The 14,990-nt window shown below is 67.4% G+C and carries 12 protein-coding genes; 8 read left to right on the top strand and 4 right to left on the bottom strand.

The annotated features are described in order from the left end of the window. The first annotated feature begins 12 nt into the window (after positions 1-12). The 5 genes from JAO74_RS01165 to JAO74_RS01185 all read left to right on the top strand — a co-directional run bounded on the left by JAO74_RS01165 (position 13) and on the right by JAO74_RS01185 (position 6,375). Positions 13-516: an RNA polymerase sigma factor gene (locus JAO74_RS01165; protein WP_199034201.1), complete on the top strand. Its 504-nt coding sequence runs from the start codon at positions 13-15 to the stop codon at positions 514-516. Continuing rightward, a complete protein-coding gene (locus JAO74_RS01170) occupies positions 513-1,484 on the top strand; it encodes a FecR family protein (protein ID WP_199034203.1) in 972 nt (323 codons plus the stop codon). Before JAO74_RS01165 ends, JAO74_RS01170 begins: the two co-directional genes overlap by 4 nt. Further along, positions 1,481-3,883, top strand: a complete 2,403-nt coding sequence (locus tag JAO74_RS01175) for a TonB-dependent receptor (RefSeq protein ID WP_332908697.1) — start codon at positions 1,481-1,483, stop codon at positions 3,881-3,883. The genes JAO74_RS01170 and JAO74_RS01175 overlap by 4 nt, the downstream gene beginning before the upstream one ends. A gap of 143 nt (positions 3,884-4,026) precedes the next feature. Next, positions 4,027-4,437, top strand: a complete 411-nt coding sequence (locus JAO74_RS01180; protein ID WP_199034205.1) for a DUF6438 domain-containing protein — start codon at positions 4,027-4,029, stop codon at positions 4,435-4,437. A 126-nt stretch (positions 4,438-4,563) separates the two neighbouring features. Beyond that, positions 4,564-6,375 carry a DUF885 domain-containing protein gene (locus JAO74_RS01185; RefSeq protein ID WP_199034212.1) on the top strand — a complete coding sequence of 604 codons (1,812 nt, stop codon included), beginning with the start codon at positions 4,564-4,566 and terminating at the stop codon, positions 6,373-6,375. A 10-nt stretch (positions 6,376-6,385) separates the two neighbouring features. Here JAO74_RS01185 and JAO74_RS01190 read toward each other — a convergent pair whose 3' ends face one another. After that, positions 6,386-8,578 (bottom strand): penicillin acylase family protein, encoded by a 2,193-nt coding sequence (locus JAO74_RS01190; RefSeq protein ID WP_199034214.1) that lies wholly within the window; start codon positions 8,576-8,578, stop codon positions 6,386-6,388. Positions 8,579-8,636: 58 nt separating this feature from the next. Between JAO74_RS01190 and JAO74_RS01195 the strand changes: the two genes are divergently transcribed. Then, a complete protein-coding gene (locus JAO74_RS01195) occupies positions 8,637-9,887 on the top strand; it encodes a metal-dependent hydrolase family protein (RefSeq protein WP_416194276.1) in 1,251 nt (416 codons plus the stop codon). Between the two features lie 15 nt (positions 9,888-9,902). Here JAO74_RS01195 and JAO74_RS01200 read toward each other — a convergent pair whose 3' ends face one another. Further along, a complete protein-coding gene (locus JAO74_RS01200; protein ID WP_332908698.1) occupies positions 9,903-11,069 on the bottom strand; it encodes a metallophosphoesterase in 1,167 nt (388 codons plus the stop codon). Positions 11,070-11,128: 59 nt separating this feature from the next. On the opposite strand from JAO74_RS01200, the gene JAO74_RS01205 reads away from it, so the two are divergent. Then, complete coding sequence (locus JAO74_RS01205) at positions 11,129-11,926, top strand: SirB1 family protein (RefSeq protein WP_199034218.1); 798 nt, start codon at positions 11,129-11,131, stop codon at positions 11,924-11,926. Between the two features lie 52 nt (positions 11,927-11,978). On the opposite strand, the gene JAO74_RS01210 is transcribed toward JAO74_RS01205, so the two are convergent. Further along, positions 11,979-12,971 carry an alpha/beta hydrolase gene (locus tag JAO74_RS01210; protein WP_199034220.1) on the bottom strand — a complete coding sequence of 331 codons (993 nt, stop codon included), beginning with the start codon at positions 12,969-12,971 and terminating at the stop codon, positions 11,979-11,981. A 14-nt stretch (positions 12,972-12,985) separates the two neighbouring features. Next, positions 12,986-13,912, bottom strand: a complete 927-nt coding sequence (kdgD, locus tag JAO74_RS01215) for a 5-dehydro-4-deoxyglucarate dehydratase (RefSeq protein ID WP_199034222.1) — start codon at positions 13,910-13,912, stop codon at positions 12,986-12,988. A 161-nt stretch (positions 13,913-14,073) separates the two neighbouring features. Between kdgD and JAO74_RS01220 the strand changes: the two genes are divergently transcribed. After that, positions 14,074-14,970 carry a LysR family transcriptional regulator gene (locus tag JAO74_RS01220; protein WP_199034225.1) on the top strand — a complete coding sequence of 299 codons (897 nt, stop codon included), beginning with the start codon at positions 14,074-14,076 and terminating at the stop codon, positions 14,968-14,970. The last annotated feature ends 20 nt before the right edge of the window (positions 14,971-14,990 follow it).

Consider the following 14,990-nt stretch of genomic DNA (forward strand, 5'->3'; position numbering starts at 1 on the left):
CCGGTTCCTGTTATGCCGCCCACCGGGCTCGAAGCCGTCTATCTCGCCAATCGCGACAAGCTCGTGCGCTTCCTGAGGGCGCGCGGCGCGGACGACGCGGCGGAGGATCTGGTGCACGACCTGTGGCTGCGGGTGTCCGGGCAGATGGCAGGGCCGGTGGGCAATCCGCTGGCCTATCTGTTTCGGGCGGCGGACATGCTGATGATCGATCGCTATCGGTCGCGTCGGCAGGCGGAACGCCGGGAGCAGGCATGGGAGGAGACGCGGGCCGGCGATGCCGCATCCGGCGAACCGGAGGCGGAACGGCTGGTCGCAGTCCGGCAGGAAGCGGCACAGGTGGAGCGGATGCTCCGCGCGCTCGGCCCCCGCAAGGAAGCGATCTTTCGTCGGGCGCGGATCGACGGGGTTCCCCAGCGGCGGATCGCGGAGGAACTCGGCATCAGCATCAGCACGGTGGAAAGCGACCTGCGAGCCGCATGCAGGGCACTGGCCCAGCTCAAGGAAGACATACGATGAGCGAGGATCGCAACGACGTCGCATCCGGGCCGGTTGGCATCGATGACGAGGCACTCGACTGGGTGATCCAGATGGCGGAGCCACAGGCGGATTGGGATGCCTATCTGGCATGGCTGGAGGCGGACCCGACGCGCGCCGAACGTTACGATCGGGCGGCGTCCGCTCTGCAGGATGCGGCGATCGCCGTCGCCCGGCTGCCGGTTTCCCCGCCAGCGACCGCGGCGCACCCCGATACCGCCGACGCCGGCGGCGACCCCACTGGCTGGACACGCCGCCGCTGGCTGGGCGGCGCGGTCGCGGCGGCACTGGTCGGCGCGATCGGGCTGGGCGTCTGGACCGGGCGGAGCGATCCCTACATCGTCGCGACGGCGGCGGGTGAACAGCGGACCGTCGATCTCGGTGACGGTAGCAGCATCGTGCTGGCGGGGGCCTCGGAGGTACGGCTGGATCACAAGGCGCCCCGCGTCGCCGCGGTCGAGCGCGGCGAGGCGCTGTTTCGGGTGCGGCACGATCCGGGTCGGCCGTTCGATGTGCGGGTCGGCGATCTGGCGTTGACCGACCTCGGCACCGTGTTCGACGTGCAAAGGCTGGGGCGGCGGACGCGGGTATCGGTGGCGGAAGGCGCGGTGATGGTCGATCCCGACGGTGCGGCGCTGCGCCTCGATCCGGGGCAGGCCGTCATCGCCGATGGCGCAGTTCTCGAACGCCAGTCGATCGATGCGGTGGATGTCGGCGGCTGGCGGGACGGCCGGCTGGCCTATGACGACGCCACCTTGGCCGAAGTGGCCGAAGACCTGTCACGTCAGCTCGCGATGCGGATCGCCACGGCACCGTCGGTCGCGGGCCGGAAGTTTCGCGGGACGCTGGAGATCGGCAGTCTCAGGAACGATCCTACGCTTCTGGGCGAGTTGCTCGGTGTGAGCGTCCGGCGGACAGGGGGTGGCTGGATGCTGGAACCGCGCCGGTGAGGGGAACGGCGGCGGGTGTCGGTTCCGCCTTCCTGTTGATGGTCGCCGCGCCGGTCGCGGCCGAGCCGTTGCTGATCGACCTGCCGGCGGGCAGCGTCCGTCAGCAGGTCATGGCGCTCGGCCGGCTGGCGCGCGTCAGCATCGTCGTGCCGGATGCGCGCCTGTGGTCGCGGCGGGTGCCGGCGCTGCGCGGCCGTATGCCGGCGTCTGCGGCGCTTTCCGCCATCGCCGCCCAGGCGGGTGCCCGGGTGGAGGCGATCGGGCCGGGCAGCTGGCGGCTGACGAGACGGGTTGCCGTCGCTCCGCGACCGCCACATCGCACCGTTCCTTCTCCGCCGACCGCCGCACCGGTCGAGGTCGGACCCGATATCGTCGTGACCGCGAGCAAGCGTGACACGACGCGGGCCAATTTCGCCGGACAGGTGGTACGCGTATCGGGTCGCGATCTGGAACTGGGTGGCGCCGGCGGCACGGAACGCCTGACCCAGCGGCTGACCAGCGTCACCTCGACCTATCTGGGGGCTGGCCGCAACAAGCTGTTCATCCGCGGCATCGCCGATTCGAGTTTCACCGGACCGACCCAGGCCACCGTCGGCCAATATTATGGCGATCTGCGGCTGAGCTACAACGCGCCCGATCCCGATCTGCGGCTCGCCGATCTGGCGGCGGTCGAGGTGCTGGAGGGGCCGCAGGGTACGTTGTACGGCGCCGGTTCGCTGGGCGGGTTGATCCGCCTCGTGCCCAATCCGCCCGATCTGGTGAACATATCCGGATCGGCGGCGATCGGTGGATCGGCGACGACACACGGCAAGCCGGGGGCGGATACGCAGGTCGTGCTCAACCTGCCGGTCGTATCGGAACGACTGGCTCTCCGGCTGGTCGCCAATACGGCGAGCGAGGGGGGCTATATCGACAAGCCCCTGCTGGACCGGGTCGATGTGAACCGGACCCGCATCGCCGGCGGCCGTGCGACCGCGCATCTCGAACTGGGGGCCGGCTGGAGCGCCGAGGTCGTGAGGCTTGGCCAGCGGATCAGGGGAGCGGACAGCCAGTACGCGGATCGCGACGGGGTGCCGCTGACCCGGTCGGCCGCGGTGACCGAGGGGTTCCGGTCGGACTTCGCACAGGGCCAGTTCGTTCTCGCCGGCCGGATCGGCGACGTGCGCCTGCGATCGACCACCGGCGTCACTGCGCATGACCTGATGGAGCGGTATGATGCCACCGCGCCGGATGGACCCCCACGCCTGTTCGCTCAGGCGAACAGGACGCGGATGCAGGCCAACGAGACCCGCGTCTGGTCGTCGGCGCCCGATGGATCGGGCTGGCTCGCCGGGTTCAGCTATGTCCACAACCGGACGCGGCTGACCCGCCTGTACGGCACGCCGGGTGCACTGGTGCCGACGACGGGCGTCGTCAACGCGATCACCGAGCGGACGTTGTATGGAGAGGCCAGCGTGCGGTTGCTGCCGGGATTGCTGACGACGGGTGGGTTGCGCGTCACCCGGTCGCGGCTCGACGGCGAGGGGGAGGACGTACCGCTGTCGCTGGTTCTCCCCGCCGCCATTACGGCGCGGCGGCCGCAGACGATCGTCCTGCCGGCGGCGGCGGCGCTGATCGATCTGGCGCCGCGCGCGAAGCTGTTCCTGCGCTATCAACAGGGGTTTCGGCCGGGCGGTCTGGCGATCGAGGGCGATTACGTCCGCCAGTTCCGTAACGACCGCGTCGCGACGATCGAAGCGGGCGCGCGTCTGGGCGAGCCCGGTGTCGACACCATCGACGCCAGCCTGACGCTCGCACGCGCATCGTGGCGCGATATCCAGGCCGATTTCATCGACGGCAGCGGGCTGCCCAGCACCGCCAACATCGGCGATGGCGAGTTGTGGACCATAGAGGGCGTCGTCGGCGCGCGGGTGATGGATGGGTTGCGGCTCGAAGGGGCGTTTTCCTATAACGACGGGCGTATCGAGGAACCGTCGCAGGCGCTGATCGCGTTCGCGACCGCCGATCCGCGAGTGGACAGCGCCGCCGCCCGCGCCGAGATCCTCGCCCGGTTGAAGCAGATACCGAACATCGCCCGCATCACGGCGCGGGGTGGTGCAACGTACCGGCGACGAATGGGTGATGGGACCGATCTGACCGTCGACGGATGGCTCCGCTATGTCGGGTCCTCGCGCCTCGGCGTGGGGCCGGTGCTGGGACAACGGCAGGGCAGCTATCTCGATTCCGGTATCTCCGGGCGTCTTGGTCTGCCCGGTTTCGGCATCACCGCCAGCATCACCAATCTCACCAACGAACGCGGCAATCGCTTTGCTCTCGGCACGCCGTTCACCACCGGCCGCGATCAGGTGACACCGCTGCGGCCACGCACCGTGCGGATCGGCATCGATGCACCGTTCTGATCCGGCGATGCAAGGGATCGGCGCAATGTCTCCGTCTTGTTCCTCAAACCCATGAACGAGGAAATGCGATGATGAGCCGTGCTGCAGTCTTTCTAGCGGCCAGTGCCGCCCTGCTTGCCGGATGCGCAACGGACCGTCCGGCGATGATCCAGCCAGGGGCCGAGCGCCTCACCATCGCCGTCGGCCCCTGTTATGGAACCTGCCCGGTCTATTCGATCGAGCTTGCCCCTGATGGTACGGGTCGTTTCCAGGGCAAGGAGCATGTCGCGGTGTCCGGTACCCGATCCTTTCGTGCCGATGTAGCCGCGCAGGGCGACCTGATGGCATCGCTCGCTCCCTATCGACCGGCGACGGGTACGATTACGCAAACCAGGTGCGAGCAACAGGTCAGCGATCAACCGTCCTACACGCTCACATGGACGATGGCGGACGGGCGATCGACTATGCTGACCCATGATCGCGGATGCCTGTCGGCGGCCAATGTTCGCCTGAACGAGGTGCTTGCGGGCGTCCCGGAAACGCTCGGTTTGCGGGAGATGATAGGGCGCCGTTGAGGGCTCTCGCCGCCCGCGCGAGATCGCATCATGCTGAAACGCGGGTAAGCGCCGCCAAGGAATGGTGCGCCGGCAATTGCATCGACCGCCATAGCGCGCGACAAGCGCCGTCGATGGGAGAATTCGATGCGTGTTGCCCTTGCCCTGTTATTGATGTCGACGATGCCGATCGTCCAGGCTGCGGCGCCGGTTCCCGTGCAGACCCAGCGCACGGCAGCAGCGGACGCCGCACTGCTCAAATTCCTCGACGCCGCCTATGACCAGCAACTCGATCTGAGCCCCGAATCCCTGACGCAACTGGGCCTGAAGACGCATTACGATCGGCTGGACGATTACACCGAAGCGGCCGCCGTCCGCGCGCAGACGCTGTCGGAGCGGCAGTTGACGGCGATGCGGGCGCGGTTCCGACCCGAGCAACTGGGCGAGAGTGCCCGCGTCAGTTACCGGTTGTTCGAATATGAGGTCGAACGCGGCCGCCAGTCGCTCCAATTCCGCAAGCTGCGCTTTCCGGTGTCGACGAACGGCAGCCCGGCGGGCGAGATTCCCGTGTTGCTCATCAACAACCACAAGGTCGATACGCTTGCCGATGCGCAGGCCTATATCGCCCGCCTGCGCGACACCGAGCGCGTGATGCGCGAGATCACCACGACGATGCGGGAGCAGGCGGCGGCGGGCATCGTCCCGAACAAGGTGAATTTCGCACCGGCGCGCGCCGATGCGCGTGCGGTCATCACCGGTGCACCGTTCGATAGCGGCGCGGATTCGACGGTCATGGCCGATTTCAGCAAGAAGGTGACCGCGCTGAACGTGCCTGCCGCGACCAAGGCGACGCTGTTGCAGGAGGCGAGCACGGCGCTGACGGGGCCGTTCCGCCGGGGCTATGCCATGTTGTTCGCGACGCTGGACGCGATCGAGCCGCAATCGAAGGGCAATTTCGGCGCCTGGAGCCTGCCCGATGGTGCCGCCTATTATGCCGACCGGCTGAAGAGTTCGACCACGACCGACCTGACCGCCGACCAGATCCACGCGATCGGCCTGAAGCAGGTCGCCTCGATCCGGCAGGAGATGGAAGCGATCAAGCGCGAGGTCGGATTTCAGGGGACGCTGGAGCAGTTCTTCGACAAGATCAGGACCGATCCTCAGTTCAAATATCCCAATACGGCGGCCGGTCGCGAGCAGTATCTGAGTGACGCGCGTGGTGTGATCGCATCGGTCATGGCGGTCGCGCCGCGCTATTTTCGGAAACTGCCCAAGGCACCGCTGGAAGTCCGCGCGGTCGAGAAATGGCGCGAGGGCACCGCGTCCACCGCCTTCTACAATCCGCCGTCGGCGGACGGATCGCGGCCCGGCATCTATTACGTGAATCTGGTCGACATGAACCAGACGCAGAAGGTGCAGGTGGCCGGCATCGCCGCGCATGAGGGCGCACCGGGCCACCATTTCCAGATCGCGCGGCAACAGGAACTGACGGGCATACCGAAGTTCCGCAAGTTCGGCGGCTATGGTGCCTATGTCGAGGGCTGGGGGCTGTATTCGGAGCGGCTTGCCAACGAGATGGGCGTATACAAGGACCCTTATGCCCGGTTCGGCATGTTGTCGTTGCAGGTATGGCGGGCGATTCGGCTGGTGCTGGATACCGGTATCCATGCCAAGCGGTGGACGCGCGAACAGTCGATCGCGTATTTCAAGGCGAACAGCTCGGTGTCGGACACCGATATCGCGCGGGAGGTGGACCGGTATTTCAACTGGCCGGGGCAGGCGACCAGCTACATGGTGGGTCAACTGAAGATCGCCGAACTGCGCGCGCGGGCTGAACGTGAGTTGGGACCGCGCTTCGACATCCGCGATTTCCATGAGGCGGTCCTCGATCAGGGCGCATTGCCCCTCGACGTTCTGGACGAGCAGATCGGCCGGTACATCGCCGCGCACCGGCAATAGATGTCTGCCGCTATCTGCCGGGGCGGTAGGTGCGCTCGACATGCCCCTTGAGCTCGTCGGGATAGAAATAGACGGGACGTAGCTGTCCCTGCGCATAGCGGGCGATCTGGTCGGCGAAGTGCGGTGATGCCGGGTCGCCGCTCTGGCCGCCGGCCATGACCGCCATCGCCTTCACGCGCGGCCCGAACTCGACGACCGCGACGAAGCTGTTGCCGCTGGTGCCGTAATAGCGTTTCGTACTTGGCCATGGCTTGGCGCCGAACGACGCCAGGCTGCCCCATTGCGCCGACGTGAACGGCACCGGGACGGACGCCCGGGCATCGTCGAAATGCGGCTTGATCGCGTCGTCGAGCCGCTGGAACCGGTTGATGTCCTGCCACGGCGTCCGCCAGTCGCCGAAGTCGCGGGTCAGGCGATCGACCGCGGCGGACAGCGCGGCGAGCTTGGCATCCGGTTGCACGCGGGTGGCGATATAGTCGGGCACGTTCAACCGCTCCGCCTGCGCGAAGCTACCCACCTCGCGCCAGAGCTGGTCGCCCCAGAACACGGCGAGGCTGGTCGCGACGGAATCATAGGCCCAGCGGTGGTCCCATGCCTTCAGCAAGGCGATCGGCGCGGCGAGTGATCGCTGCCGGGGATCGTCGGCGGGCAGGGCCGCCCACGCGTCGATCAATCCGGGGATCAACCGGGCGAAGGCAGGCAGATAGGGATCGAACGCGGCGGCGCGCAGGCCATCGGGCGTCCAGCCGCGTTTGTTCGTCAGCAACAGGTCGGCATGCACACCGCGTGCGTTGCCGCCCACCTGATCCATGTAGCGGGGATAGTCGCGGGCGTCGGGGCTGTCCGGACCCGCGGCGCTCCACGGCCAGTCGTTGGTGTTGTGTACCCAGCCGGTGCGCGGGTTGGCGACGCTCGGCAGGCTGGCGAGCGTATGGAGTCCGTGCCAGTCGGTCGCCGGATCGCTGCCGTCGACGGGACGGGTATAATCGAACCGGTCGCTGCGGATCGGCATGAACTGCGGCATCAGGAACGCGATCTCACCCTTGCTGTCGGCGAACAGCGTGTCGTTCGACGAGTTCGCCTTGCGCCGGGCGACGGCCATGAAGCTGGCGAGGTCGGTCGCCCTGGTGCGCAGATAGCTTTGTTCGAGGGCGGGGACGGGTTTCCACATCAGCGCGGTGGCGATCCACCGCCCCGATTTCATCGCGACGATCGGGCCGTGATGCGTGCGATAGGTGGTGAAGCGGCGCTCCCCCATCCTGCCGTCGGCCTTGCGATAGCGCAGCGTGACGGCACGCATCGTGACCGGACGGCGGGCGGTGCCATAGCGATAGGCATAGCCGGGGCCGGTGCGCGTGATCCGTTCGGCGAATTCGTCGATATTGTCGACCGTCGAGGACGTGTGCATCCAGCCGGCGTTCGCATTGAAACCCTGATAGATGAAGAACTGGCCCCAGGTGCTGGCGCCGTACGCGTTCAGGCCCTCCGCGCTGGTCATCTGCGCTTCGGAGCGGAAATAGAAACTGGTGTGCGGGTTGATGAGCAGCAGGGCGCGGCCTTTGGTGGTCAGGCGGGGTGCGATGGCGATGCCGTTCGACCCCGACGGCTCGCGCGGCACCATGCCCCGTTCCTCCGGGGTCGGCGGGGTGGGCGTGCCGTAGAACGTCTTCAGGTCGCTGAGCGAGATCCGCTCGATATCACCGCCGATGCTGCCCTCGGTGAAGCTGAGCGCCATCCACGGTTCGAACCTTGTGATGACTTTCGGCTTCGTCTGCGGGTGCGTCGCCAGATAATAGTTCAGGCCGTCCGCCCATGCCTGCATCAGCGTGCGCAGCCAGGCCGGACTGGACGCATATTGTGCCTGCAATTCCCCCGGATCGACGAACAGCCGCTGGCGCAGATCGGCCCAGATCGCATCCTCTCCCTCCGCTTCGGCGGTGCGACCGAGCGCGGTCAGGTAATTGGCCTCGATACGGGCGAAATCGTCCTCCGCCTGCGCGTACATCAGCCCGAACACCGCATCCGCATCCGATTGCCCGCGGATATGCGGGATGCCCCAGTCGTCGCGGGTGATCGTGATGCGGGCGCTTTGCGCCTGCCACCGGGCCGCCTCGGGCAGCGGAGAATTGGACGCCGCGGCGAGCAGCGCGGGCAAGGCCAGCAGGAAGACCGGATTGCGTGTTCGCCTGAGGACCCTATCCATCGACACAGGGTAGGGCGGCAAAGGGGGAAAGACCATGCGTTGGTTGGCGATGGGGATGATGGCGGTCGTGACGACCCTGATCGGGCCGGCGGGTGCGGTGCCCGCCGCCGATCGGGCGTCGATCCTGTTGAAGCCCGCAGGCGTCTTCGACGGTATCGACGGCACGGTACACACCGGCTGGCAGGTGCTGGTTACCGGCGACCGGATCGACGCGGTCGGCCCCGACCTGCCGGCGCCTGCGAATACGCGGATCATCGAGCTTGCCGGCGATACGCTGATGCCCGGCATGATCGAGGGGCACGGGCACCTGTTCCTGCATCCCTATGACGAGACGAGCTGGGACGATCAGGTCCTGCACGAGTCGCTGGCGCTGCGAACCGCACGGGCGGTGGCGAATGCGCGGGCAACCTTGCTGGCGGGTTTTACCAGCGAGCGTGATCTCGGCACGGAGGGGGCGGGCTATGCCGATGTCGGGCTGAAAGAGGCGATCGATCAGGGGATCGTGACGGGGCCGCGCCTGTCCGTCTCGACGCGGGCCATCGTGGCGCTCGGTGCCTATGGTCCCAAGGGCTTCGAGCCGGGCGTCGCCGTGCCGCAGGGGGCGGAGGAAGTGTCCGGCGTCGATCAGATCGTCGCCGCCGTCCGTCGCCAGATCGCCGCCGGCGCCGATTGGGTGAAGCTCTATGCCGATTACCGCTGGCGGCCGGGCGACGAGAGCCGGGCGACACTGAGCCTGGCGGAGATGATCGCGGCGGTCGCCGCTGCCCATGATGCCGGCCGACCGGTCGCCGTCCACGCCGCGACGGCGGAAGGGATGCGTCGTGCGATCGCGGCCGGCGTCGATACGATCGAACATGGCTATGGCGGCACGCCCGACATCTTCGCGGCCATGGCGGCGAAGAAGATCGCCCTGTGTCCGACGCTGGCGGCATCGGACGCGACGTCGCGTTACCGCGGCTGGAACGGCAGCGAACCGGCGCCGCACGCGGTTCAGCTCAGCCGCACGAGCGTGCAGATGGCGATCAAGGCGGGTGTGCCGATCTGCATGGGCGGCGATGTCGGTGTGTTCGCCCATGGCCGGAACGCGCGCGAGATGGACCTGCTGGTCGCTGCCGGGATGAGCCCGGCCAAGGTGCTCGTCGCGGCGACATCGGGCAATGCCCGGTGGCTGTATCTCGCCGACAGGGTCGGTGCCGTGAAACCCGGCCTGCTCGCCGATCTGATCGCCGTGTCGGGCGATCCGACCAGGGATATCGGCGCGGTTCGCCGCATCCGGCTGGTCATGAAGGGCGGGGTCGTGGCCTCGTAAAACAGGGTCGCTGCTTTATTCGGCCTGTCGCAGCGTAATCCGTGTGATCTCCGACGGCACGCCAAGCCTCAGCGCGAAGCCGGGCCACAGCCCGGTGCCGTTGCTGACGTAGAGCGTCATGCCACCGACATCGTAACGCCCCGAGACGAACCCCGCATTGCCGCGTGCGACGAGCCGGTCGAGCCCGACGATCATACCGCCATGGGTGTGTCCCGATAACTGCAACGCGACGCCCCGCGCTGCCGCGGGGGGCGCCCGGCGCGGTTGATGGTCGAGCAGGACGATGGGCGCTTCGGCAGGCGCGTCTTTCAGGGCGAGGCCAAGGTCGGGTCCGGCTTCACCGACGCTCGGCGCCGACAGGTCGGTGACACCGGCGATCACCAACTGCCCGCCGCCGCGGTCGATGACGGCATGTGCGTTGGGCAACATGAGGAAACCCATGCTCGTCAAATGCCGCATCCAGTCACGATAGTTGAAGAAATATTCGTGATTGCCCGGAATGGCGTAGACCCCGTCCGGCGCCCGTAGCTGTCGCAGCGGCTCCACGTCGGCGCGGCGCATCGCCACCGATCCGTCGATGAAGTCCCCGGTCACGACGATCAGGTCGGCGCCGGCCGTGTTGGTGCGATCGACAACCGCCTGCGCCCATCCGGCCGTGAAGAGGCGGCTGATGTGGAGGTCGGTCAGCTGGACGATCCGATAGCCGTCGAACGACGCCGGAAGACCGCGGACCGCAACGGTCACGTCCCTGACCGGTGGCACGCGGAGCGCATTGCCGACACCGATCGCCGCCAACAGCGCCGCCAGCATTGCGGCGGCATAGCGAAGCTGCGCCGGTTGGCCGACGCCGTGCTGTCGGATCAGCATCGTCAGCAGGGTACCGAGATCGAGGACCAGCTGAAAGACGGCGAGCAGGACAAGCGCGCCGAACGCCCAGTTGAACAGGATCACGACCGCGCGCGGAAACTCCGGCGCGAACACCGAGCCCGACGACAGCCGGCTCCACAGATGGAACTGGGACGCGGCGAGCATCAGCAGCGCGGTCGACACCTTGGCCCAGACCGGCAGCGGGAGCGGCCATAGCCAGCGGGCGATGACGACCAGCGCCGGTACGGCAAAGACGAGGTTGAAGATGGTTGGGCTCCCGGTGTCGCGTGTGATGTCGGCTGTAACGAGGCGCACGTCGCGAATGTCCGCCGCTGGCCGTTTCCATCGTCGCTTATGTTCCCCATCTGGGCGGGATGCATCAAGAACTCAACCGCCTCGGACTGATCGACGACGAGGAGATCGACCTCGACGATGCCGCGTTGTCGCTGGCGCTGCTCGATCATCCCGATACGGATATCGCGCCTTATAATGATCTGCTGGACGCGATGGAGATGCGGCTCGATCTGGTCGGCGCCGAAACCGGAACACCTGCCGAGCGGGCCGATGCCCTTGCCGCGGTGCTGACCGGCGAGTTCGGCTTCGCCGGGGACGCCGAAACCTATGACGATCCCGCCAATGCCGATCTCATCAGCGTTCTGGATCGCCGTCGCGGATTGCCGGTGAGCCTGTCGATACTCTGGGTGGCGATGGCCCGGCGGCTTGGCTGGCGGGCCGATGTGCTGGACGTTCCGGGTCATGTCCTCGTGGTCGTCGGCGCGGAGGCGGCGCCGGTAATCGTCGATCCCTTCGCCGGCGGCGTGCGGATCGGCGCCGAACGGCTGGCGGCCCTGGTCGAAGCGTCTGCCGGTGCCGGCCGCGCGGTGGCGCATGTCGCGGCGATGCCGAACCGGGCCGTGCTCGTCCGCCTCCTGCAGAACCAGGCATCGCGCGCCGAGCAGGCGGGGCAGGGGCGCCGGGCGCTGGAACTCTATATCCGTATGACGACGATGGCGCCGGCCTTTCCCCATGCGTGGTGGGAGCGCGCCAGGCTCGAACTCGTCGACGATCAGATCGCGGCGGCGCGCGGCAGTCTGGGCGCCATGCTGGAGATCACACGCGATCCCGACTTGCGTCGTCGCGTGACGAGCATGCTCAACGCGCTGCCGGGTTGATTGAAACGGGCGGTTGGAGTCCGGTTACCAAACACGCCTCATGCGCCTGTTCTCAGGCCAGACCGATCCTTCGGGACCAGCCCAGCCAAAGATCGGGCCACGCCGCGACGGGCTTGCCCGCGATATTCCATAGCCCGAAGCCGTGGCCACCTTCCGCGAACAGATGCGTATCGACCGACACACCCGCTCGCCTGAGCGCTGCGCGCAATTGCAGGCTGTTGTCCACCGGCACGCTCGCATCGTCTTCGGCGTGGACGAGGAAATGGGGCGGCGATTTCGCCGTGACGTTGCGATCGACCGAGTGCGCCGATTCCATCGTCGCCGACGGATCGGGGCCGAGCAGTTTCTCGCGCGATCCGGGATGCGCGATCCGTGGGTCCATGCTGACGACCGGATAGATCGGCGCGGCGCAACAGGGCCGGGCCGACAACCGGTCGGCGGCATCCACCGGCGCATAGGTCGCGGCGGCGAACCGGTTCGCCAGATCGGCACAGGCATGCCCCCCCGCCGACAGGCCCATGACCGCCACCCGGTCGGGCTCGATGCCATAGACGGTTGCCCTGTGCCGGATCAGGCGGATCGCCCGCTGTGCATCGGCCAGCGGCACGTCCGCGCGGTCGGCCCAGCCTTCGCCCGGCAAACGGTGGATCAGGACGAAGGCGGTGAAGCCGTGATCGACCAGCCAGCTCGCGATCTGATAGCCGCCCTTGTCCACCGCCAGCCAGCGATAGCCGCCACCCGGCACGATCAACACCGCCGCGCCGTTCGGCCGTTCTGGCCGAAACGCGACGATGCGTGGGCGGGCGATGCCGTACACCACCCGGTCTGGACGATCAGGGATGGTCGTCCGCTCGTCGACCGTCTCCACCGGCAGGCTCGATGGAGCACCCGGCGCCGTGCCGGACCACAGATCGATGCGTTGGCCCGCGTCGGCGAAAAGGCGCGGCGTCATCGTCGCGGCGCGGGTGGTGGCAGGCAGAACGACCGGCGCGATCAAGGCACCGGCGATCAGGGCTCTGCGATCGATCGTCACGATGCCTGCCATCCTTTCGTCGATCGTCAGGCCGCTGCCTTCAGCGGTGTCTTCGCCGTTTCGACCAGCGCGGCGAGCATCGCCACTTCGTCCGGCGTCAGGTCGGTCAGCGGCGACCGGACGGGGCCGGCGGGGCGGCCGACGACGGTCATGCCCGCCTTGACGATCGACACCGCATATCCCGCGCTGCGGTTGCGGATCGCGATATAGGGAAGGACGAACGCGTTCAGCTGCGCCAATATCGTCGCCGTGTCACGTGCGCGAACCGCGTCGTAGAAGCCCAGGGCCCATTCCGGCATGAAGTTGAAGATCGCCGAGGAATAGGTCGTCACGCCCATTTCCAGATAGGCCGGCGCGAACGTCTCCGCCGTGGGCAGGCCGCCGATATAGGTCAGCCGATCGCCCATTTTGGCATAGATGCGCATCATCAGTTCGACGTCGCCGACGCCGTCCTTGTACCCGATCAGATTGGCGTTGCGATCGCACAGCCCGGCGAGCGTATCCTCCTGCACGATCGCATTGTCGCGGTTGTACACGATCACGCCGAGCGAGGTCGCGCGACACACCGCCTCGATATGCGCGGCAAGCCCCTCCTGCGTCGGCTGCACCAGATAGGGCGGCAGCAGCAGGATGCCGGCGGCGCCGGCCCGTTCCACGTCGCGCGCCATCTCGGTCGCGATCGCGGTGCCGTAGCCGCAACCGGACAGGACGGGCACCTTGCCGCCGGCTTCCTCGACCGCCGCCTTCACGATCAGCGGTACTTCGCGCGGCGTCAGCGAGAAGAACTCACCGGTGCCGCCGGCCGCGAACAGGCCGGCCACCGCATAGCCGGCGAGCCATGCGCAATGTTCGCGGTAGGCGCCTTCGTCGAAGACCATATTCCGGTCGAAGTGCGTGACCGGAAACGACAATAGGCCGCCACCGATCGTGGTGGCCATTTCCTGAGGCGACATCGCGATGCTCCGATTGACTGATGCACCGTTGGTAAAGACTGCCGGGGCGCCCACCCACCGCTTAGAATGGATCGATCCATGTCCGCGCGACATCGATCGCCCGACGGGATGAACGACGCCGCGCGCTTCCCGTTCGGGGCGACACGATGTATCCCTCGACCATGTTCGAGTTGACCCATCTGCGCTGCTTCGTCGTTCTGGCCGAGGAACTCCACTTCGGTCGGGCCGCCGAACGGTTGCACATCACGCAGTCGCCGCTCAGCCGGCAAATCCAGGTGCTGGAACGTATTCTCGGCGTCGAACTGTTCAACCGCGCCAGCCGCCGCGTCACGTTGACGCTGGCCGGCGAGACGTTCCTGCAGGAAGCGAAGCGGATCGTCCGCCTGTCCGAAAGCGCCGCACTGGCGGCGCGACGGGTGTGGAAGGGGGAGACGGGCCGTATCTCCATCGGCTTCACCGCCGTGTCCGGCTATGTCCTGTTGCCCGGTATCGTCAAACGTGCGGCGGCCGAATTGCCGGGACTGGAATTGCAGCTGCACGAACTGGTATCCGGCGATCAGTTCGAGGCGCTGCATACCGGCCTGATCGATCTCGCGCTGGTCCGCCCGCCGGTCGACCGGGTGCAGTTCGATTCGGTGCCGCTGTTGCTGGAGAAGCTGCTCGTCGCCCTGCCCGAATCCGATCCGCGATCGACGCAGGCCAGCTTCGTCCCCAAGGACTTCGACGGCACCGATCTGGTCATGTACACGCAGCGGGGGGCAGGATATTTCCACCATCTGCTCGGCAGTCTGTTCGAGCGCGCCGGCGCGTCGCCCCATTATGTCCAGCACGTCACCCAGATTCACTCGCTGTTGGGGTTGGTCGGGGCGGGACTGGCGCCGGGGATCGTTCCCGAAGCGGCGGCGGGGATGAATCCGCGCGGGGTCGTGTTCCGTCCCCTGATCTGCGAACCGCAGACCCCGGTCGAGCTGCATCTGGCGTGGCGGCGCGAAAGTGGCAATGCCGCCCTGCCGGCGTTCCGGGAACTGTGCCTGAAGGCGGTGGCGCAGCCGCATTGATCGGCGGGCGCCGACGATCG

The organism is Sphingomonas mollis (genome assembly GCF_016427505.1).
Classification (GTDB): Bacteria; Pseudomonadota; Alphaproteobacteria; order Sphingomonadales; family Sphingomonadaceae; genus Sphingomonas; species Sphingomonas mollis.

What these genes read in the sequence shown, in the direction of transcription:
- JAO74_RS01165 (WP_199034201.1), top strand. Translation starts at nt 13, where the DNA reads ATGCCGCCCACCGGGCTCGAAGCCGTCTATCTCGCCAATCGCGACAAG.
- JAO74_RS01170 (WP_199034203.1), top strand. Translation starts at nt 513, where the DNA reads ATGAGCGAGGATCGCAACGACGTCGCATCCGGGCCGGTTGGCATCGAT.
- JAO74_RS01180 (WP_199034205.1), top strand. Translation starts at nt 4,027, where the DNA reads ATGATCCAGCCAGGGGCCGAGCGCCTCACCATCGCCGTCGGCCCCTGT.
- JAO74_RS01185 (WP_199034212.1), top strand. Translation starts at nt 4,564, where the DNA reads ATGCGTGTTGCCCTTGCCCTGTTATTGATGTCGACGATGCCGATCGTC.
- JAO74_RS01190 (WP_199034214.1), bottom strand. Translation starts at nt 8,578, where the DNA reads ATGGATAGGGTCCTCAGGCGAACACGCAATCCGGTCTTCCTGCTGGCC.
- JAO74_RS01195 (WP_416194276.1), top strand. Translation starts at nt 8,637, where the DNA reads ATGGCGGTCGTGACGACCCTGATCGGGCCGGCGGGTGCGGTGCCCGCC.
- JAO74_RS01205 (WP_199034218.1), top strand. Translation starts at nt 11,129, where the DNA reads ATGCATCAAGAACTCAACCGCCTCGGACTGATCGACGACGAGGAGATC.
- JAO74_RS01210 (WP_199034220.1), bottom strand. Translation starts at nt 12,971, where the DNA reads ATGGCAGGCATCGTGACGATCGATCGCAGAGCCCTGATCGCCGGTGCC.
- kdgD (WP_199034222.1), bottom strand. Translation starts at nt 13,912, where the DNA reads ATGTCGCCTCAGGAAATGGCCACCACGATCGGTGGCGGCCTATTGTCG.
- JAO74_RS01220 (WP_199034225.1), top strand. Translation starts at nt 14,074, where the DNA reads ATGTTCGAGTTGACCCATCTGCGCTGCTTCGTCGTTCTGGCCGAGGAA.